The following is a 20,095-nucleotide window of genomic DNA, read 5'->3' as shown; positions in this document are numbered from 1 at the left end:
CGCCCGGTTACATTCCGAACCCGGAAGCTAAGCCTTACAGCGCCGATGGTACTGCAGGGGGGACCCTGTGGGAGAGTAGGACGCCGCCGAACAATCTTTGAAAGGGTTGGGCCCGGAACTTCGGTTCCGGGCCCAACCCTTTTTTGTTGCCCGTCACTTGAAGTTCACGTTGCGCAACCACCATCCGCAGCATGGGTACTGCTGCAATGCTCAGAGCCGCGGGTGTCGGACCCGGTGACGAGGTCGTCGTGCCGGCGTTCGGGAACGCCGAAGTCGCCGAGGCCGTCGCCCTGGCCGGGGCCCTTCCGGTGTTCGCGGACATCGATCCGGTCACGTACTGCCTCGACCCGTCCGCCGTCGAGGCGGCGATAACTCCGCGGACGGCGGCGCTCGTTGCCGTGCACCGCTTCGGGCGGCCGGCCGACGTCACGCGGCTGCACGGCGTCGGGCAGCGGCACGGGCTCCTGGTGCTGGAGCAGGGGGAGTCCGAGGCGCCGTACGACGAGGTGGCTCAGCGCAGGGAGCGGGCGGCCTACCTCGACGCCAGACTGAGGGGCGTGCGCACGCCCGACAGCGGTGAGGGGCACACCTACCAGCAGTACGTCGTGCGCGTGCCGGGGAACGGGCGGCCCGACCGGGACGCGTTCGCGCGGGCCGTACGGGCCAGGGGAGTCGAGTGCCGGGTGCCGGTGAAGACCCCGGTGCACCGACTGCCGGAGTTCCGCAGCTGCGTGGCGCTTCCGGAGACCGAGCGGGCGGCCGACGAAACCCTCTCGCTGCCCGTCGACGCCACCCTGACGCGGCGGGACATGCAGCGGATCGTGGCCGCCTGCAATGTGCTCGGAGGACTGCTTCAGCCCGCCTTCTGACGGAGTTGGGAGCAGCCATGTGTTCGGGGTATGATCTATTCCGTTGCCGCCGGGGGAAACCTCGAAAAGGCGACCGGCCCCTATAGCTCAGTCGGCAGAGCGTCTCCATGGTAAGGAGAAGGTCAACGGTTCGATTCCGTTTGGGGGCTCCGGAGAAAAGGCCCCGCCCTCTCGGGCGGGGCCTTTTCGCGTCTCTCAGTCCTTGTGGGGGACCGGAACCCGCATCGCCAGGATCGCCATGTCGTCCGAGGGCGCGTCCGAGGCGAAGCGCTCCACCGCGCGCATGACGCGGGCCGCCACCGCGCCCGCCGTCAGACCCGTACAGGTCGTGAGAACCTCGGCGAGGCCGTCGTCACCCAGCATGCGGGTGCCCTCGCGGCGCTCGGTCACGCCGTCCGTCACACAGAGCAGGACGTCGCCGGGATCGAGGGTGACCGTCTGCTCGTACAGCTCCAGGTCCTCCATGACGCCCAGCAGCGGCTGGGGTTCAGCCGCCGGTTCGACGGTGCCGTCCTGGCGCAGCCGGAGCGGCAGCGGATGGCCGGCGCAGACCACCTTGAGTACCGCGCTGCCGTCCTCCTGGGGCCACAGCTCGCCGTAGAGCAGAGTCAGGAAGCGGCTGCGGGCGCCCTCGTCGAGGATCGCCGAGTTCAGGCGCTCCAGGACCGCGGGGCCGCCGAAGCCCTCCCGGGCCAGCAGCCGCAGCGCGTGCCGGGCCAGGCCGGTGACCGCGGCCGCCTCCGGGCCCGTACCGCAGACGTCGCCGATCGCGAAGCCGTAGGCGCCGTCGCTGATGGGGAACAGGTCGTAGAAGTCGCCGCCGACCTCGTTGCCCTCGCCGGCCGCGCGGTAGATGACCTCGACCTCCACGCCGTCGATCCGGGGGAGCTCCGGGGGCAGGAGACTGCGCTGGAGGGACTGGCTGATGGCCGTGCGCTCCGAATACAGGCGGGCGTTGTCGAGGGCGAGGGCCGCGCGGCGGCTCAAGTCCTCCGCCAGTTCCAGGATCTCCTGGCGGAAGTGCTCGTCGGTGGGCTTGCCCAGCGTCAGCATGCCGATGACGCGGTTGCGGGCCACCAGGGGCAGCACGACGGTCTCGCCGCCGACCGCCGAGGCCGTGGCGAGCGTCGGCCCGATGCCCGAGGCGACCTGGTAGGTGGGGACGCCGCCGAGACCGAGGCTGCGCATCGAGCTGCGCAGAGCGGCCTGGTGGGCCACCTCGCCGGGAGCCGGCCAGACGCGGGCGCCGGGCGTCGGCACCGGATCGGGCGGGGGGATCTTCGACAACAGTGACTTGATGCCGTCGATGAGTTCCTCGTCCTCGTGCAGGACGTACGACAGGTACGGTTCGGAAGCCTGGTCGGCGATCGTGTAGACGGCGCACCAGGTGGCGAGGGTCGGGACCGTCATCTGCGCCATCAGGGCGAGGGTCTGGTCGCGGTCCAGGGTGCCGGCCAGCAGGTCGGAGGCCTCCACGAGGAAGCTGAGGGAGCCCCGGCGCAGCCGCTCCAGTTCGCCCAGGCGGGCCGACTCGACCGCCAACGCGATGCGGTCCGCGGCGAACTGGAGGCGCAGCGCCTCTTCGTTGGAGTACCGGCCGGGGGCCTCGGCCGCCACGCCGAGGGAGCCGGTGAGACGGCCCTCCACCTTCAGCGGGACCGTGACGACGGAACGCATGCCCGTGCCGGTGAGCAGGGGCACGGCGCCCGGTACGGCCGTCAGGTCGTCGTGGACGGCCGGCATGCGGGCGGAGCCGTAGCGGCCGGGGCCTGCCTCGACGGGGACGCGGGCGAAACGCTGGCGGGCGGAGGGCAGGCCCGTCGAGGCGCGGACCTCCAGCTCGGTCTCGTCGTCGGTCGCCAGGAGCAGGAAGGCGGCGTCCGCGTCGAGCATGTCGCGGGCGCGCTCCACCGTGCGCTGCAGAAGGCCGTCGAGGTCGTCCGGGGCCGGGGAGCCGATGAACACCTCGAAGGGGTCGGCGCCCTGTCCCTCGGAGACGGTGGCCGTGTCCGAGGCGGGGACGCGCAACGGCGTCTGCAGCACGGCGCGTTCGTGGTCGCGGACCAACAGGCAGACGGTGGACGGATCGCCGTCGGTGTCGCGGACGCGGAGATGGGAGGCGTACACCGGCAGGACACGGCCGTTGGCGCCCCTTATGCCGTAAGTGCCCTCCCAGCGGGAGAGTTGGAGTGCCTCGGCGATGCCCGTGCTGGTGCCGGGGGTGTGCGGCCAGGCCGCCAGGTCGGTCAGCGGCTTTCCGACGACCTGTTCGGCCGGGTAGCCGAAGAGGTCCTCCGCGTCCTCGTTCCAGGCCGTGATCGCGCCCGCGCGGTCGATCTGGACGACCGCGACCCGTACCCGGCTGTCGGCCAGCGGGAGGAGGTCGGCGGGCAGGGTGGGGCCCGCGGCGCGCGTCCCGACCGGGCGGTCGGGGAGGTCGAGCTGGAACCAGACCTGCTTGTGGGTGGGCGTGTACTCCACGCCCCAGCGGCCGGCCAGCGCCGCGCACAGCTGGAGACCGCGGCCGCCCTCGCGGTCGGGGCTGCCCATGGTGGCGGGCGAGCCCTGGAGGGGGATCTCGCGCTCCGGGTAGCGGTCGGCGACCTCGACGCGTACGCCGTCGTCGCTGCGCAGGCACAGCACGTCCGCGGAGGTGCCCGCGTGCACGACGGCGTTGGTGACCAGTTCGCTGGTGAGCACCACGGCGTCGTCGACGATGTCGCCGAAGCCCCAGCCCTGGAGCGTGTCGCGGACGAACGAGCGGGCGCTCGCGACCGATCGCCCCTCGGGCTCGAAGCTGGCGGCCGCGCGCGCGGTGATCACAGCACTCCTCGTCCGGTTGTCGACGTGCGGGGCCCCCTGGCCGACCGGATCGTGCCGCGGGTGCGGCAGACCGCCCGTCGGCCGGGGGTCCGGGGGCTGTCCCCCCGGGATCAGTCCGGTGGTCATGTGTGCGGCCGCCCCTCCGATGCCCGCTCGTGCTCGTGCCACCGCCCAGGCCGGACGGACCGGCGCGGCTGGACAGCCGCATGCAAGGTTACTTACCTTCGCCGTCCGTGCGGATGCCGGTCCGCAGTGTTTCCGCCTGCAGGGTGGTGTGCGGACGATGTGCGAAGCTGCCGAACTGTTATGGCCTGGTTCGGGCAGGGTGAAACACTGGGCAAGCTTCTTGTGAAAGTCCGGGCAGGCTGCGTGTCTTCCACGTACGACGGGCAGCAGACCTTGACGTGACCTGAGGCACCGGGCAGCGATGCGCGGCACTGACTGGTACCCCGCGAGGCGGTACCCGAGTACGGCGGCAACGGTCGAACCCTCCGGGAGGGAACAAGTGGAGTCTGGCGCGGCGACGCGGGCCACTGGGACGCGCGCGAAAGGCGGACAGCCCCTGGGCGGTCGACGCACACCGCGCGGTGGCACCACCGCGGTGGACACGGCTGCCCTGAACCGGCTGCTGGCCGCCCTGGCGGCCATGCGGGACGGGAACTTCCGCAAGCGCCTCACGGTGTCCGGGGACGGCGTGATGGCGGAGATCGCGGCCGTCTTCAACGAGGTGGCCGACCGGAACCTGCACCTGACGGGCGAACTGTCCCGGGTGCGCCGCATGGTGGGGCGCGAGGGCAAGCTCACGGAGCGGCTGGAGACGGGCGCCTGCGAGGGGTCCTGGGCGGCCGCCATCGACGCGTCGAACGCCCTCGTGGACGACCTCGTGCGGCCCGTGTCCGAGGTCGGCCGGGTGCTGGCGGCCGTGGCGGACGGTGATCTGTCGCCGCGCATGGAGCTGCGGTCGCAGTCGGCGGACGGCGGCGGGCACCCGCTGCGCGGGGAGTTCCTGAAGGTCGGGCGTACCGTCAACAACCTGGTCGACCAGTTGTCGACGTTCACCGACGAGGTCACGCGGGTGGCCAGCGAGGTGGGCACCGAGGGCAAGCTGGGCGGGCAGGCACGCGTGCGTGGCATGTCGGGTTCGTGGAAGGACCTCACGGACTCGGTCAACACGATGGCGTACCGGCTGACGGCGCAGGTGCGGGACATCGCGCTCGTCACGACCGCGGTGGCCAAGGGCGACCTGTCGCGGAAGGTGACGGTTCACGTCGCCGGCGAGATGCTCGAGCTGAAGAACACCGTCAACACGATGGTGGACCAGCTGTCGTCGTTCTCCTCCGAGGTCACGCGGGTGGCGCGCGAGGTCGGTGTGGAGGGTGAGCTCGGCGGACAGGCGCAGGTGCCGGGCGTGGCCGGGGTGTGGAAGGACCTCACCGACTCGGTGAACCTGATGGCCGGCAACCTGACGGCCCAGGTGCGCGGCATCGCCCAGGTGACCACCGCGGTGGCCAACGGCGATCTGTCGCAGAAGGTGACCGTGTCGGCGCGCGGTGAGGTCGCGCAGCTCGCGGACACGATCAACCAGATGACCGAGACGCTGCGGATCTTCGCGGACGAGGTCACGCGGGTGGCCAACGAGGTCGGTGCGGCGGGACAGCTGGGCGGACAGGCGAACGTGCCCGGTGCCGCCGGCACCTGGAAGGACCTCACCGACTCCGTCAACACGGTGTTCCGGAATCTGACCATTCAGGTGAGGGACATCGCCGCTGTCACGACGGCCGTGGCCAACGGTGATCTCTCCCAGAAGGTCACGGTCGACGTGGCCGGCGAGATGCTGGAGCTGAAGAACACCGTCAACGGGATGGTGGACCAGCTGTCGTCCTTCGGCTCCGAGGTCACGCGGGTGGCGCGCGAGGTCGGTGTGGAGGGTGAGCTCGGCGGACAGGCGCAGGTGCCGGGCGCGGCCGGTACGTGGAAGGACCTGACGGACTCCGTCAACACCGCGTTCCGCAACCTCACCGGACAGGTGAGGAACATCGCGCAGGTGACGACGGCGGTCGCCAACGGCGACCTGTCGCAGAAGGTCACCGTGGACGTCTCCGGCGAGATGCTGCAGCTGAAGAACACCGTGAACACGATGGTGGACCAGCTGTCGTCGTTCGCCGACCAGGTGACGCGGATGGCCCGGGACGTGGGCACCGAGGGCCGCCTCGGCGGGCAGGCGGTCGTACCGGGCGTGTCCGGCACCTGGAAGGAACTGACCGACTCCGTCAACTTCATGGCGGGCAACCTCACCTCGCAGGTGCGGCAGATCGCCCAGGTGACCACCGCGGTGGCCCGCGGTGACCTCTCCCAGAAGATCGACGTCGACGCGCGCGGCGAGATCCTCGAGCTGAAGAACACCATCAACACGATGGTCGAGCAGCTCTCCGGCTTCGCCGACCAGGTGACCCGGGTGGCCCGCGAGGTGGGCACCGAGGGACGCCTGGGCGGTCAGGCGCAGGTGCCGGGCGTGGCCGGGGTGTGGCGGGACCTGACCGACTCCGTGAACGGGATGGCGGGCAACCTCACCGCCCAGGTCCGCAACATCGCGCAGGTGGCCACGGCGGTGGCGCGCGGTGACCTCTCCCAGAAGATCACCGTGGACGCGCGCGGGGAGATCCTGGAGCTGAAGAACACCCTGAACACGATGGTGGACCAGCTGTCGTCGTTCGCGGAGGAGGTCACCCGGGTCGCCCGCGAGGTGGGCACGGAGGGCCAGCTGGGCGGTCAGGCCGAGGTGCAGGGCGTCTCCGGCACCTGGAAGGACCTCACCCAGTCCGTCAATTTCATGGCGAACAACCTGACCATCCAGGTCCGCAACATCGCGGAGGTCACCACCGCGGTCGCCAAGGGCGATCTGTCGAAGAAGATCACCGTCGACGCGAAGGGCGAGATCCTCGAACTCGTCACCACCGTCAACACGATGGTCGACCAGCTGTCGTCGTTCGCCGAGCAGGTGACCCGGGTGGCCCGCGAGGTGGGCACCGAGGGCATCCTGGGCGGCCAGGCGCACGTGCCGGGCGTCACCGGCATCTGGAAGGACCTCAGCGACAACGTCAACCTGATGGCCAAGAACCTGACCATGCAGGTGCGCAACATCTCCCAGGTCGCGGCGGCCGTCGCCAACGGCGACCTGACCCGGACGGTGACGATCGAGGCGCGTGGCGAGGTCGCGCAGCTCGCCGACACCTTCAACACCATGGTGAAGACGCTGAGTTCGTTCGCCGACCAGGTCACCAAGGTGGCCCGCGAGGTGGGCACGGACGGCATCCTGGGCGGGCAGGCGCACGTGCCCGGCGTGGCCGGCACCTGGAAGGACCTCACCGAGTCCGTGAACCAGATGGCGTCCAACCTGACCGGGCAGGTGCGCAACATCGCCATGGTCACCACCGCCATCGCCAAGGGCGACCTGACGAAGAAGATCGACATCGACGCCCGGGGCGAGATCCTCGAGCTGAAGACGACCATCAACACGATGGTGGACCAGCTGTCGTCGTTCGCCGAGGAGGTCACCCGGGTGGCCCGTGAGGTGGGCACCGAGGGGCAGCTCGGCGGCCAGGCACGCGTGCGTGACGTCGACGGCACCTGGCGCGACCTGACCGAGTCGGTGAACGAGATGGCCGGGAACCTCACCCGGCAGGTGCGCGCCATCGCGCGCGTGGCGACGGCGGTGACCCGCGGCGACCTGAACCTGAAGATCGACGTCGACGCGTCCGGCGAGATCCAGGAACTGCAGGACTACATCAACAAGATGATCGCCAACCTGCGCGACACCACCATCGCCAACAAGGAGCAGGACTGGCTGAAGGGCAACCTCGCGCGCGTGTCCGCCCTGATGCAGGGCCGGCGCGACCTGGAGGACGTGGCCTCGCTCATCATGAGCGAACTGCCGCCCCTGGTGGCCGCGCAGCACGGCGCGTTCTTCCTGGCGATGCCTCCGGCCGACGGCAAGGACGACGGCGACGAGTACGAGCTGCGGATGCTGGGCTCGTACGGCTACTCGATGGGCTCCATGCCGACGTCGTTCCGGCCCGGCGAGGCGCTGATCGGGACGGCCGCGCAGCAGAAGCGCACGATCCTGGTGGAGGACGCGCCCAGCGGCTACCTGAAGATCTCCTCCGGGCTCGGGGAGGCGCCGCCCGCGCAGGTGATCGTCCTTCCGGTGCTGTTCGAGGGCAAGGTGCTAGGCGTGATCGAGCTGGCGTCGTTCACGCCGTTCACGCAGATCCAGAAGGACTTCCTCAACCAGATCGCGGAGATGATCGCCACCAGCGTCAACACCATCTCGGTCAACACCAAGACCGAGCAGCTGCTGAAGCAGTCGCAGGAGCTGACCGAGCAACTGCGGGAACGCTCGGCGGAGTTGGAGAACCGTCAGAAGGCGCTCCAGGCGTCCAACGCCGAACTGGAGGAGAAGGCGGAGCTGCTGGCGCGGCAGAACCGCGACATCGAGGTGAAGAACACCGAGATCGAGGAGGCGCGGCAGGTCCTGGAGGAGCGCGCCGAGCAACTCGCGGTCTCCATGCGCTACAAGAGCGAGTTCCTCGCCAACATGTCGCACGAGCTGCGCACGCCGCTCAACTCGCTGCTGATCCTGGCCAAGCTGCTCGCCGACAACGCCGAGGGCAACCTGTCGCCGAAGCAGGTGGAGTTCGCCGAGACCATTCACGGCGCCGGCTCCGACCTGCTCCAGCTGATCAACGACATCCTGGACCTGTCGAAGGTCGAGGCGGGCAAGATGGACGTCTCGCCGACGCGTATCGCGCTCGTCCAGCTCGTCGACTACGTGGAGGCCACGTTCCGGCCACTGACCGCGGAGAAGGGCCTGGACCTGTCCGTGCGGGTCTCGCCGGAGCTGCCCGCCACCCTGCACACCGACGAGCAGCGGCTGCTGCAGGTGCTGCGCAACCTGCTGTCCAACGCGGTGAAGTTCACCGACTCCGGCTCGGTGGAGCTGGTGATCCGGCCGGCCGGCGCGGACGTGCCGCAGTCCATCCGGGAGCAGTTGCTGGAGGCCGGTTCGCTGACCGACCCGGACGCGCCGCTGATCGCGTTCTCCGTCACCGACACCGGTATCGGCATCGCGGCCAGCAAGATGCGGGTGATCTTCGAGGCGTTCAAGCAGGCGGACGGCACGACCAGCCGCAAGTACGGCGGCACGGGCCTGGGCCTGTCCATCTCGCGGGAGATCGCCCAGCTGCTCGGCGGGGAGATCCACGCGCAGAGCGAGCCGGGACGCGGTTCGACGTTCACGCTGTATCTGCCGCTGCACCCCAGCGAACTGCCGCCGCAGGGCTACCAGCAGCCGGTGCCCGCCCTGGAGGCCGGTGACCTGGTGGCCGCCTCGGAACTGTCCCAGCTGTCCGAGGCGGAGATCGAGACGCCGGCCGAGGTGAAGTCGTACCAGGAGACGCAGAACGGGGCCGCCGCGCTGTTCCGGCGCCGCCGCAGGCCCGGTCCGGACGCCGAGGCGCGCACGGTGACGCCGGAGCGGCGGCCGGACGCCGAGCTGAGCGAGGCGCCCCGAGGGCGGCGCGGCATCCGGTTCGGCGGGCACAAGGTGCTGATCGTCGACGACGACATCCGCAACGTCTTCGCCCTGACCAGCGTCCTGGAGCAGCACGGGCTGTCCGTGCTGTACGCCGAGAACGGCCGCGAGGGCATCGAGGTGCTGGAGCAGCACGACGACGTGGCGGTCGTCCTGATGGACATCATGATGCCCGAGATGGACGGGTACGCGACAACCACGGCGATCCGCAGGATGCCGCAGTTCGCGGGCCTGCCGATCATCGCGCTGACGGCGAAGGCGATGAAGGGCGACCGGGAGAAGGCGATCGAGTCGGGCGCCTCCGACTACGTGACCAAGCCGGTCGACCCGGATCATCTGCTGACGGTGATGGACCAGTGGATGCGGGCCGAGTGACCGCGCGGAGCGAGGTGCCCGGGGAGCCGCCGACTCGGTGGCGCCGGGGCCGTGTAGAAGCGGGGGATCCGGGGAACCTTCTGGTCCCCCGCCCCGTTTCTGCTGTGTGCACAGTGACATCACGGTGACAGGGTGTGGCGACAGGCAGGGTGCGGCTACGATGACCGGCACAAGGACGGGCGGCGCAAGGGAGTCGTCCCCTGGGGCGGCACCCGAGGGTGTCATCCCAAGTCCTACGGACAGGGGATGCCCCACGCCGGGGCGAGGAGGGCGGGCCATGGTGCAGAAGGCCAAGATCCTCCTGGTCGATGACCGGCCGGAGAATCTGCTGGCGCTGGAGGCCATCCTCTCCGCGCTCGATCAGACGCTGGTCCGGGCATCGTCCGGGGAGGAAGCGCTCAAGGCACTGCTGACGGACGACTTCGCGGTCATTCTGCTGGACGTCCAGATGCCGGGCATGGACGGTTTCGAGACGGCCGCGCACATCAAGCGGCGGGAGCGCACCCGGGACATCCCGATCATCTTCCTCACCGCGATCAACCACGGCCCCCACCACACCTTCCGCGGATACGCGGCGGGCGCGGTCGACTACATCTCCAAGCCGTTCGACCCGTGGGTGCTGCGCGCGAAGGTGTCGGTGTTCGTCGAGCTGTACATGAAGAACTGTCAGCTCCGGGAGCAGGCGGCGCTGCTGCGGCTGCAGTTGGAGGGCGGCGACAAGGCCGCGGCCGGTGAGTCGAAGGAGCCGGCCGGTCTGCTCGCCGAGCTGTCGGCGCGGCTCGCGGCGGTCGAGGAGCAGGCCGAGGCGCTGTCCAAACAGCTCGACGACGAGTCGGCGGACGCGGCGGCGGTGGCCACCGCGGCCCATCTCGAACGCAAACTCACGGGGCTGCGGAGGGCGCTGGACGCGCTGGAGCCGGGTGCCGGGAGCACCTCGTCGGTGACCTCGTAGCACGCGGTGCCCTGGCGGGAGGCCGGTGAGCCCGCGTCAGCTTGCGTCCGCCGCAAGGGCGACACGAACGGGTGAAGCAGTGGGCACACGTGTCCGCGGCCGTCTCCACCGGTAACCTCACACCCATGGCCTCACGTCCCTCCGCAGCCAAGAAGCAGCCCGCGAAGAAGGCGGCCGCTCCGGCGAAGGCTCCGGCGAAGCAGGCCGCCGCGAAGAAGGCCCCGGCCAAGAAAGCGCCCGCGAAGCGGGCCGCGAAGAAGTCCGCGCCTCCGCCCAGGCTGGCGCCGAGCCCGACCGGGGGCCTCTACCGCGTCGTGCGCGCCCTCTGGCTGGGCGTGGCGCATGCGGTGGGCGCCGTCTTCCGCGGGATAGGGCAGGGCGCCAGGAACCTCGACCCGGCACACCGCAAGGACGGCGTCGCGCTGCTGCTGCTCGGCATCGCCCTGATCGTCGCCGCGGGGACCTGGGCCGACCTGGAGGGCCCCGTCGGCGACCTCGTCGAGATCCTGGTGACCGGCTCCTTCGGCCGTCTCGACCTGCTCGTGCCGATCCTGCTCGCGGTCGTCGCGGTGCGCTTCATCCGCCACCCCGAGAAGCCCGAGGCCAACGGTCGCATCGTGATCGGCCTGTCCGCGCTCGTCATCGGCGTGCTCGGCCAGGTCCACATCGCCTGCGGCGCCCCCGCCCGCAGCGACGGCATGCAGGCCATAAGGGACGCCGGCGGCCTCATCGGCTGGTCCGCGGCGACCCCGCTGACGTACGCCATGGGCGAGGTGCTCGCCGTACCGCTGCTCCTGCTGCTGACGGTGTTCGGGGTGCTCGTGGTGACCGCCACCCCGGTCAACGCGATCCCGCAGCGGCTGCGGCTGCTGGGGGTGCGGCTCGGGCTCGTCCACGACCGGCCGCAGGACCCGACCGACGAGGACCTGCGCTACGACGAGCAGTGGCGCGAGGCGCTGCCCGCCGGCCCGCGCCGGCGCGGCCCGGCCCCGGAGGCGTACGACCCGGAGTACGCCGAGCAGGAGGCACTCTCGCGGCGCCGTGGCCGCCCCAGGCGCTCCGCGGTGCCGCAGCCGGACATGGAGCGCCGGATGGACGCCGTGGACGTCGCCGCGGCGGCCGCCGCCGCGCTCGACGGCGCCGTCCTGCACGGCATGCCGCCCTCGCCGGTCGTCGCCGACCTCACCCAGGGCGTGAGCGTCGGCGACCGCGAGGAGACCACCCCGGTCCCCGTCGCGACGCCCAACCCGGTGCCCGCCGCGCGCCCGAAGCGGGAGAAGCTCGAATCTCCGGAGAGATCGGAGTCGGGCGTCGCCGACCTCACCAAGGCCCCGCCGGAGGTGCCCCGGGACCTGCCCGCGCGCGCGGAGCAGCTCCAGCTCTCCGGCGACATCACCTACGCCCTGCCGTCCCTGGACCTGCTCGAGCGCGGCGGCCCGGGCAAGGCGCGCAGCGCGGCCAACGACGCCATAGTGGAGGCGCTGACCACCGTCTTCACCGAGTTCAAGGTCGACGCCCGGGTCACCGGCTTCACCCGGGGCCCGACAGTCACCCGCTACGAGGTCGAGCTCGGCCCCGCCGTGAAGGTGGAGCGGATCACCGCGCTGACCAAGAACATCGCGTACGCCGTCGCCAGCCCGGACGTGCGGATCATCAGCCCGATCCCGGGCAAGTCGGCGGTCGGCATCGAGATCCCGAACACCGACCGCGAGATGGTCAACCTCGGCGACGTGCTGCGCCTCGCGGCGGCCGCCGAGGACGACCACCCGATGCTGGTCGCGCTGGGCAAGGACGTCGAGGGCGGCTACGTGATGGCGAACATCGCGAAGATGCCGCACGTGCTGGTCGCCGGAGCGACCGGTTCCGGCAAGTCGTCCTGCATCAACTGCCTGATCACCTCGATCATGATGCGGGCGACCCCGGAGGAGGTCCGCATGGTCCTCGTCGATCCCAAGCGCGTCGAGCTGACCGCCTACGAGGGCATCCCGCACCTGATCACGCCGATCATCACCAACCCGAAGCGGGCCGCCGAGGCGCTGCAGTGGGTCGTCCGCGAGATGGACCTCAGGTACGACGACCTCGCGGCGTACGGCTACCGGCACATCGACGACTTCAACGCGGCCGTGCGGGCGGGCAAGGTGAAGGCGCCCGAGGGCAGCGAACGCGAGCTCCAGCCCTACCCGTACCTGCTGGTCATCGTCGACGAGCTCGCCGACCTGATGATGGTCGCCCCGCGTGACGTCGAGGACGCCATCGTGCGCATCACGCAGCTCGCGCGCGCGGCGGGCATCCACCTGGTGCTCGCCACCCAGCGGCCGTCGGTCGACGTCGTCACCGGTCTGATCAAGGCGAACGTGCCCTCCCGGCTGGCCTTCGCCACCTCCTCGCTCGCCGACAGCCGCGTCATCCTCGACCAGCCCGGCGCCGAGAAGCTCATCGGCAAGGGCGACGGACTGTTCCTGCCGATGGGCGCGAACAAGCCGGTCCGCATGCAGGGCGCGTTCGTGACCGAGGAGGAGGTCGCGGCCGTCGTCCGGCACTGCAAGGAGCAGATGGCGCCCGTCTTCCGGGACGACGTCACGGTGGGCTCCAAGCAGAAGAAGGAGATCGACGAGGAGATCGGCGACGACCTCGACCTGCTGTGCCAGGCGGCCGAACTCGTCGTCTCCACGCAGTTCGGGTCGACGTCGATGCTCCAGCGCAAGCTGCGCGTCGGCTTCGCCAAGGCCGGCCGGCTCATGGACCTGATGGAGTCCAGGGGCATCGTCGGACCGAGCGAGGGCTCCAAGGCACGTGACGTTCTTGTGAAGGCTGACGAGTTGGACGGAGTGCTCGCGGTGATCCGCGGGGAGGCTTGAGAAGGGGAGGCTTGGGAGCAAGCCCCGACCGGTGTGCCGGCGATGCCTGATCGTGACTCAGCCGTGAGGAATCCGCGAGCAACCCTTTCCCCACGGCGGACGTCAAGTTGGGGTAAGCGTCAAGCAGTGACCCCACCATCGGCGTGTCCGGCCATACCGATGGGCTACAAAGTCCGACCGCCCGGTTGCCCCACCCTTTTCCACCCCCCCTAGACTGAACCTCCAGCACAGGTGGCTTAAACGCTCGAAAGGCGCCCCCGTGTCCATCGCCAACTCTCCTGAAGACGAGCGTCCGTTCGAAGACGACCGCGAAGAAGCCCGCCTGCCTGTCGGCCGTGCCCTGAAACAGGCGCGCATCGACGCCGGGCTGACCGTGGACGACGTCAGCAACGCCACCCGGGTCCGTATCGCCATCGTGCACGCCATCGAGGCTGACAACTTCGCCCCCTGCGGCGGGGACGTCTACGCGCGGGGTCACATCCGGACCCTGGCCAAGGCCGTCCACCTCGATCCGGCGCCGCTGCTGGCGCAGTACGACGCCGAGCACGGCGGCCGGCCCGCCCCGACCCCGGCGGCTCCGCTGTTCGAGGCGGAACGCATCCGCCCCGAACGACGCGGGCCCAACTGGACCGCGGCCATGGTCGCCGCGATCGTCGCCGTGGTCGGCTTCGTCGGGTTCACCGCCTTCCGGGGCGGTGACGACGGCGGCGCCGACACCCAGGTCGCCGAGGGCTCCACGCCCACGGCCGCCGAGTCCGCCTCCACCACGCCCAAGGGCGGCAAGCCCGCCGACCCCACCCCCGGCCCCTCCGACAGCGCCATCGCGGCCGCGCCCCAGGACAAGGTGACCGTCCAGGTCAGCGCCGCCGACGGACGCAGCTGGATCTCGGCCAAGGACCACAACGGCCAGCTGCTGTTCGACGGACTGCTCAAGCAGGGCGAGTCCAAGACCTTCCAGGACAGCGACAAGATCAACCTGATCCTCGGCGACGCGGGCGCGATCCAGCTCTACGTCAACGGCAAGAAGATCGAGGACGACTTCCAGCCCGGCTCCGTGGAGCGGCTGACGTACACCAAGGGCGACCCGCAGGTCGGATGACGGGCCGGACGAGCGGTCCGCAGCGGAGCACGTACGGGGTTGGCCGAGATCGGCCAACCCCGTCGACGTGGGCCGTCAGTGAGACAAAGTAGTCTTGAGCGCATGCCTGAACGCCGTACCGTCGCACTCGTCACCCTTGGCTGCGCCCGTAACGAGGTGGACTCGGAGGAGCTCGCAGGCCGCTTGGAGGCGGACGGCTGGGACCTCGTGGAGGACGCCGCCGACGCGGACGTCGCCGTCGTCAACACCTGCGGATTCGTCGAGGCCGCCAAGAAGGACTCTGTCGACGCCCTCCTGGAGGCCAACGATCTCAAGGGCCACGGGAGAACCCAGGCCGTCGTGGCGGTGGGCTGCATGGCCGAGCGGTACGGCAAGGAGCTCGCCGACGCCCTCCCGGAGGCCGACGGCGTGCTCGGCTTCGACGACTACGCCGACATCTCCGACCGCCTGCAGACCATCCTGAACGGCGGCATCCACGCCCCCCACACCCCGCGCGACCGGCGCAAGCTGCTGCCGATCACCCCCGCCGAGCGGCAGCAGTCCGCCGCCGGCGTCGCGCTGCCCGGGCACGGCCCGGCCGACCTCCCGGAAGGCGTCGCCCCGGCCTCCGGCCCGCGCGCCCCCCTGCGCCGCCGGCTGGACGGCTCCCCGGTCGCCTCGGTGAAGCTGGCCTCCGGCTGCGACCGGCGCTGCTCCTTCTGCGCCATCCCGTCCTTCCGCGGCTCCTTCATCTCCCGCCGCCCCGGCGACGTACTCAATGAGACGCGGTGGCTGGCCGAGCAGGGCGTGAAGGAGGTCATGCTGGTCTCCGAGAACAACACCTCCTACGGCAAGGACCTGGGCGACATCCGCCTGCTGGAGTCCCTGCTGCCCGAGCTCGCCGAGGTCGACGGCATCGAGCGGGTCCGGGTCAGCTACCTCCAGCCGGCCGAGATGCGCCCGGGACTCATCGACGTGCTGACCTCCACGCCGAAGATCGCCCCCTACTTCGACCTGTCCTTCCAGCACTCCGCCCCCGGCGTGCTGCGCGCGATGCGCCGCTTCGGCGACACCGACCGGTTCCTGGAACTGCTCGACACCATCCGCGGCAAGGCCCCGCAGGCCGGTGTGCGCTCCAACTTCATCGTCGGCTTCCCCGGCGAGTCCGAGGCCGACCTGGCCGAACTGGAGCGCTTCCTCGACGGCGCGCGGCTGGACGCCATCGGTGTCTTCGGCTACTCCGACGAGGAGGGCACCGAGGCCGCCGGCTACGACGGCAAGCTGGACGCGGACGTAGTCGCCGAGCGGCTGGCCCGCGTCTCCCGGCTGGCCGAGGAACTCGTCTCGCAGCGCGCCGAGGAGCGCGTGGGCGAGACCGTGCACGTGCTCGTGGAGTCCGTCGACGACGAAGGGGTGTACGGCCGCGGGGCGCACCAGGCGCCCGAGACGGACGGCCAGGTGCTGCTCACGGGCGGCGAAGGCCTCGTCGTCGGCCGTATGGTCGAGGCGAAGGTGGTCGGCACGGAGGGTGTCGACCTGGTGGCCGAGCCGGTGACCGGCTCGCTCGGATGTAGTGAGGAGGCGGGCAGATGACCGGAGTGCCGGCATCGGCGGCGAACGGCTCCTCCAAGGCGGCTTCCTCGAGACCCGCCGGCACCACCGATTCCGAGACGGCGGGCGGCGCCCGGCCCGCGCGGGGCGGAAAGCTGGCGGCCGCGGCCGTCAACCAGGCCAGCGTGTGGAACATCGCCAACCTGCTGACCATGCTCCGGCTGCTGCTCGTGCCGGGCTTCGTCGCACTGATGCTGGCCGACGGCGGGTACGACCCGGCGTGGCGCTCGCTGGCCTGGGCGGCCTTCGCCGTCGCCATGATCACCGACCTGTTCGACGGTCACCTGGCGCGCACCTACAACCTCGTGACCGACTTCGGGAAGATCGCCGATCCCATCGCCGACAAGGCGATCATGGGGGCCGCGCTGATCTGTCTCTCCGCGCTGGGCGACCTGCCGTGGTGGGTGACGATCGTCATCCTCGGCCGGGAACTCGGGATCACGCTGCTGCGTTTCCTGGTCATCCGCTACGGCGTCATACCGGCGAGCCGCGGCGGCAAGCTGAAGACGCTCACCCAGGGCGTCGCGGTGGGGATGTACGTCCTGGCGCTCACGGGCTGGCTGGCGACGCTGAGGTTCTGGGTGATGGGAGCGGCGGTCGTCCTGACCGTGGTGACCGGGCTGGACTATGTGCGACAGGCCATTGTGCTGCGCAGGCAGGGGATCGCCGCGCGCGGGTCCGCGTCGGAGGAGACGGGATCGTGAGTTCCGAGGCCGCCGACCTGGTGCGACTACTGACCGTGAGGGGCGAGACCCTGGCGGTCGCCGAGTCGCTGACCGGCGGCCTGGTCGCGGCGGAGATCACGGCGGTCCCCGGGGCCTCCAAGGTCTTCCGCGGCTCGGTGACGGCCTACGCGACCGAACTGAAGCACGACCTGCTGGGCGTGGACGCGGCCCTGCTGGCCCGGCACGGGGCGGTCGACCCGCAGGTCGCGGCCCAGATGGCGACCGGCGTCCGCAAGGCGCTCGGCGCCGACTGGGGCCTGGCGACCACTGGCGTGGCCGGCCCCGCTTCCCAGGACGGCCGGCCGGTCGGGACGGTTTTCGTCGCCGTGGACGGGCCGTTCGGCCCTGGCCCCGGTTCTGCCGCTGGCGGAAAAGTAGAGGCCCTGCGGTTGAACGGCGACCGCGCGGAAATTCGTATGGAGAGTGTACGGAGCGTGCTCGCGCTGCTGCTGAGGCGGCTGGCGGGCGAACAGACCGGAAATGAGCTGGCACAGGATACGGAACAGAACGGGGGGTTTTGATGTTTGCAGCCCTGAGTGAACACGACATCGCTCCCCGCACGGCCGCGGCGCGAGGCGGTACGGTGGGGCGAGAAGGATGCGGCTACGCGGTCCGAGGAGGGAGCCACCGATGATTCTGCTCCGTCGCCTGCTGGGTGACGTGCTGCGTCGGCAGCGCCAGCGCCAGGGCCGTACTCTGCGCGAAGTCTCCTCGTCCGCCCGAGTCTCACTCGGCTATCTCTCCGAGGTGGAGCGGGGGCAGAAGGAGGCTTCCTCCGAGCTGCTCGCCGCCATCTGCGACGCGCTGGACGTACGGATGTCCGAGCTCATGCGGGAAGTGAGCGACGAACTCGCCCTCGCCGAGCTGGCCCAGTCTGCTGCGGCCACCCCCAGCGAGCCCGTACCCACGAGGGTTCGTCCGATGCTGGGTTCCGTGTCGGTGACCGGTGTGCCACCGGAGCGGGTGACCATCAAGGCGCCCGCCGAGGCGGTGGACGTGGTCGCCGCGTGACACTCACGCGCGCGGGTGCGTGACACGGTACAGGGATTGTGCGAGGCCCCGGCCGGGGTTTCTCCAGATCGTCCAGATCGGCTGGATTGTCTGGAGAGGCGCCGGCCGGGGCCCTCGTGCATGGTGGGAGGGGCCGGGCCGGCGTGCCGAGCGGTGCCGAGCGGTGGGCGGTGCGCCCGTGTGCCCCTCGGTGCGCCCTGTCCGCCGGCGCGGAAGGCGCCCTAGCGTCGGGCTGGAGGTGACGTCCATGGCACGGCCGACGGTGCGCTGGGGGGCTTTGGCCGGGCTCGGGGTGCTGTGGTGGTGGGCCGTGCTGCGGATCGCCCTGGCGCCCGGCGCGGGGGTGCTGGAGGGAGCCGTCGCGGCCGGGGGATGGGGGCTGAGCCTGCTGCCGGTGCACTGTGTGCCGAAGGCGCGGGCGACGGGCGGCGTCGACGGGGCGCGGGAGCGGGTCATGCGGAAACGAACTGCGAGGGAGCGGGTCACGCGGAAACGGACCGCGCGGGAGCAGGCCGCGCGGACGGGGCGCCCGACTACCACGGCATCGCCACCCCGCCGTTCGGACGCAGGATCTGACCCGTCGTGAAGGCGGACGCGTCGGAGGCCAGGTAGAGCACGGTGTGGGCCACGTCCTCCGGTACGCCGACCCGGCCCAGCGGGGACGTCCGGGCCATCAGCGTTTCGTTCCTGGCCTGCTCCCCGGCCTCGTGGCGGTCGGTCATGGGCGTGCGGATCCAGCCCGGCGCGACCGCGTTGACGCGGATACCGTGCCGGCCGACCTCGCTCGCCAGTGTCCTGGTCAGCTGGACCACGGCCGCCTTGGCGACGCCGTAGCAGAGCAGGCCGGGGCGGCCGGTGTCGACGGCGCCGGACGCCATGGTGACGATGCTGCCCGCGGTTTCCCGGGCGAGCATCAGCCGCGCGGCCTCCTGGCAGGCGTACAGCACCCCTTTGAAGTTGACGCCCAGGACCCGGTCGAGGTCCTCGTCCCGGGTCTGCAGGACCGGGCTGGTGTGCATGATGCCGGCGATCGCGGCCATCACGTCCAGGCGTTCGCAGGCGGCGACGGCCCGGCGCAGCTGTTCGCGGTCGGTGACGTCGAGGCGGTGGGTGCGGGCCGTGCCGCCGGCCGATTCGATCAGGGCCGCCGTCTCGTGCAGGCCCTCGGCGTCGCGGTCGGCGCAGTGGACCGTGGCGCCGGCTTCGGCGAGCAGCACGGCCGAGGCGCGGCCGATGCCGCCCGCGGCCCCGGTGACGAATGCGGTGCGTCCGGTGAGGTCGTACGCCTTGACGGGCATGAGGGGACCGTACGAGGGTTTCTGACGGGTCGTCAATTGGTCGTGCGGCGTGCTGTCCCGCGCACCGGCGTCGAGCGGGGCGCCGGGCCCGGCTGGCAGAACGGGCACCAGTACGTGGGGCGTTCGCGGGAGCCGTCGCCCTGGTCGGCCACGCGCACGGGCGTCCCACAGCGCAGGCAGGGGCGGGGCGCGCGGCCGTACACGAACAGGTCCTGGCCGCGGCGGCCGGTCGTGCTGCGGACCGGGCGTTCGCGGTTGGCCTCCAGCAGCTTCTTCGCGAGGGCGGGCAGCTGCGCGGTGCGGTCGGCGGGCAGGGCGCCGACGGGGAGCCACGGCGTCACGCCGAGCAGGAAGCAGAGCTCGCTCTTGTACACGTTGCCGATGCCGGCGAGGTTGCGCTGGTCGAGCAGGGCCTCGCCCAGGGGGCGGGCGGGGTCCGTGAGGAGGTTGGCGAGCGCCTGGTCCGGGTCCCAGTCCGGGCCGAGGAGGTCGGGGCCGAGATGGCCGACGGCGCGCGCCTCGTCGCGGGTGCGCAGCAGTTCCAGGACGGGGAGACGGTAGCCGACGGCGGTGCGGTCGGCGGTGCCGAGGATCGCGCGGATCTGGTGGGCGGGGCCGCCGGTCCAGCGCCGGCCGGGCTCGTACACCTTCCAGGCGCCGTCCATCCGCAGGTGCGAGTGGAGCGTCAGGCCGCCCTCGACGCGGGTCAGCAGGTGCTTGCCGCGGGCGGTGACGTCCAGGACGGTGCGGCCCGTGAGGTCGGCCGTGGCGAACCGGGGCACCCGCAGGTCGCTGCGGGTCAGCACCTGGCCGGCGAGGGCGCCGTGCAGCCGCCTCGCCGCCTGCCAGACCGTGTCTCCTTCGGGCATGGGTCAAGGGTTGCACGGCGACGGGGCAGCGAGGGT

13 protein-coding genes, 1 tRNA gene and 1 rRNA gene are annotated in these 20,095 nt (G+C 71.1%); 12 read left to right on the top strand and 3 right to left on the bottom strand.

Features of this window, described 5'->3' with window-relative positions:
• From rrf to AB0G63_RS28255, 3 genes are all read left to right on the top strand, one after another.
• Positions 1-92 (top strand): 5S ribosomal RNA (gene rrf, locus AB0G63_RS28265); the annotation flags it as partial.
• A gap of 114 nt (positions 93-206) precedes the next feature.
• A complete protein-coding gene (locus tag AB0G63_RS28260) occupies positions 207-869 on the top strand; it encodes a DegT/DnrJ/EryC1/StrS family aminotransferase (protein WP_360755697.1) in 663 nt (220 codons plus the stop codon).
• Between the two features lie 76 nt (positions 870-945).
• A tRNA-Thr gene (locus tag AB0G63_RS28255) sits at positions 946-1,018 on the top strand.
• Positions 1,019-1,064: 46 nt separating this feature from the next.
• On the opposite strand, the gene AB0G63_RS28250 is transcribed toward AB0G63_RS28255, so the two are convergent.
• Positions 1,065-3,818 carry a SpoIIE family protein phosphatase gene (locus AB0G63_RS28250; protein WP_360755688.1) on the bottom strand — a complete coding sequence of 918 codons (2,754 nt, stop codon included), beginning with the start codon at positions 3,816-3,818 and terminating at the stop codon, positions 1,065-1,067.
• Positions 3,819-4,197: 379 nt separating this feature from the next.
• On the opposite strand from AB0G63_RS28250, the gene AB0G63_RS28245 reads away from it, so the two are divergent.
• The 9 genes from AB0G63_RS28245 (at position 4,198) to AB0G63_RS28205 (ending at position 18,478) form a co-directional block, all read left to right on the top strand.
• Positions 4,198-9,657: a HAMP domain-containing protein gene (locus AB0G63_RS28245; protein WP_360755686.1), complete on the top strand. Its 5,460-nt coding sequence runs from the start codon at positions 4,198-4,200 to the stop codon at positions 9,655-9,657.
• Between the two features lie 277 nt (positions 9,658-9,934).
• Positions 9,935-10,609, top strand: coding sequence for a response regulator (locus tag AB0G63_RS28240; protein ID WP_360755683.1), 675 nt, complete (start codon positions 9,935-9,937; stop codon positions 10,607-10,609).
• Positions 10,610-10,734: 125 nt separating this feature from the next.
• A complete protein-coding gene (locus AB0G63_RS28235; protein WP_360755681.1) occupies positions 10,735-13,467 on the top strand; it encodes a DNA translocase FtsK in 2,733 nt (910 codons plus the stop codon).
• A gap of 259 nt (positions 13,468-13,726) precedes the next feature.
• Positions 13,727-14,566 (top strand): RodZ domain-containing protein, encoded by an 840-nt coding sequence (locus tag AB0G63_RS28230; RefSeq protein ID WP_360755678.1) that lies wholly within the window; start codon positions 13,727-13,729, stop codon positions 14,564-14,566.
• 102 nt (positions 14,567-14,668) lie between these two features.
• Positions 14,669-16,138 (top strand): 30S ribosomal protein S12 methylthiotransferase RimO, encoded by a 1,470-nt coding sequence (rimO, locus tag AB0G63_RS28225; protein WP_360755675.1) that lies wholly within the window; start codon positions 14,669-14,671, stop codon positions 16,136-16,138.
• A complete protein-coding gene (pgsA, locus tag AB0G63_RS28220; protein WP_360755672.1) occupies positions 16,135-16,860 on the top strand; it encodes a CDP-diacylglycerol--glycerol-3-phosphate 3-phosphatidyltransferase in 726 nt (241 codons plus the stop codon). Before rimO ends, pgsA begins: the two co-directional genes overlap by 4 nt.
• Entirely contained in the window at positions 16,857-17,402 is a 546-nt protein-coding gene (locus AB0G63_RS28215) for a CinA family protein (protein ID WP_360755669.1), read from the top strand. Before pgsA ends, AB0G63_RS28215 begins: the two co-directional genes overlap by 4 nt.
• A gap of 109 nt (positions 17,403-17,511) precedes the next feature.
• Positions 17,512-17,892, top strand: coding sequence for a helix-turn-helix transcriptional regulator (locus tag AB0G63_RS28210; RefSeq protein ID WP_324789644.1), 381 nt, complete (start codon positions 17,512-17,514; stop codon positions 17,890-17,892).
• Between the two features lie 247 nt (positions 17,893-18,139).
• Positions 18,140-18,478, top strand: a complete 339-nt coding sequence (locus tag AB0G63_RS28205) for a hypothetical protein (RefSeq protein ID WP_360755665.1) — start codon at positions 18,140-18,142, stop codon at positions 18,476-18,478.
• On the opposite strand, the gene AB0G63_RS28200 is transcribed toward AB0G63_RS28205, so the two are convergent.
• On the bottom strand, positions 18,426-19,190 hold the full coding sequence (locus AB0G63_RS28200) for an SDR family NAD(P)-dependent oxidoreductase (RefSeq protein ID WP_360755662.1): 765 nt from the start codon (positions 19,188-19,190) through the stop codon (positions 18,426-18,428). The genes AB0G63_RS28205 and AB0G63_RS28200 overlap by 53 nt on opposite strands.
• 32 nt (positions 19,191-19,222) lie before the next feature.
• Positions 19,223-20,059 (bottom strand): DNA-formamidopyrimidine glycosylase family protein, encoded by an 837-nt coding sequence (locus AB0G63_RS28195; protein WP_360755659.1) that lies wholly within the window; start codon positions 20,057-20,059, stop codon positions 19,223-19,225.
• Positions 20,060-20,095 lie beyond the last annotated feature (36 nt).

The sequence above is a fragment of the Streptomyces sp. NPDC020996 genome, assembly GCF_040641355.1.
In the GTDB taxonomy this organism is placed as follows: Bacteria; Actinomycetota; Actinomycetes; order Streptomycetales; family Streptomycetaceae; genus Streptomyces.
This window is presented reverse-complemented; position numbering and strand designations above follow the sequence as displayed.

Excerpts from the sequence above, each read along its gene's own strand:
- rimO (WP_360755675.1), top strand. The coding sequence starts at position 14,669 with ATGCCTGAACGCCGTACCGTCGCACTCGTCACCCTTGGCTGCGCCCGT.
- AB0G63_RS28195 (WP_360755659.1), bottom strand. The coding sequence starts at position 20,059 with ATGCCCGAAGGAGACACGGTCTGGCAGGCGGCGAGGCGGCTGCACGGC.
- pgsA (WP_360755672.1), top strand. The coding sequence starts at position 16,135 with ATGACCGGAGTGCCGGCATCGGCGGCGAACGGCTCCTCCAAGGCGGCT.
- AB0G63_RS28210 (WP_324789644.1), top strand. The coding sequence starts at position 17,512 with ATGATTCTGCTCCGTCGCCTGCTGGGTGACGTGCTGCGTCGGCAGCGC.
- AB0G63_RS28200 (WP_360755662.1), bottom strand. The coding sequence starts at position 19,190 with ATGCCCGTCAAGGCGTACGACCTCACCGGACGCACCGCATTCGTCACC.
- AB0G63_RS28240 (WP_360755683.1), top strand. The coding sequence starts at position 9,935 with ATGGTGCAGAAGGCCAAGATCCTCCTGGTCGATGACCGGCCGGAGAAT.
- AB0G63_RS28205 (WP_360755665.1), top strand. The coding sequence starts at position 18,140 with ATGGCACGGCCGACGGTGCGCTGGGGGGCTTTGGCCGGGCTCGGGGTG.
- AB0G63_RS28260 (WP_360755697.1), top strand. The coding sequence starts at position 207 with ATGCTCAGAGCCGCGGGTGTCGGACCCGGTGACGAGGTCGTCGTGCCG.
- AB0G63_RS28250 (WP_360755688.1), bottom strand. The coding sequence starts at position 3,818 with ATGACCACCGGACTGATCCCGGGGGGACAGCCCCCGGACCCCCGGCCG.
- AB0G63_RS28235 (WP_360755681.1), top strand. The coding sequence starts at position 10,735 with ATGGCCTCACGTCCCTCCGCAGCCAAGAAGCAGCCCGCGAAGAAGGCG.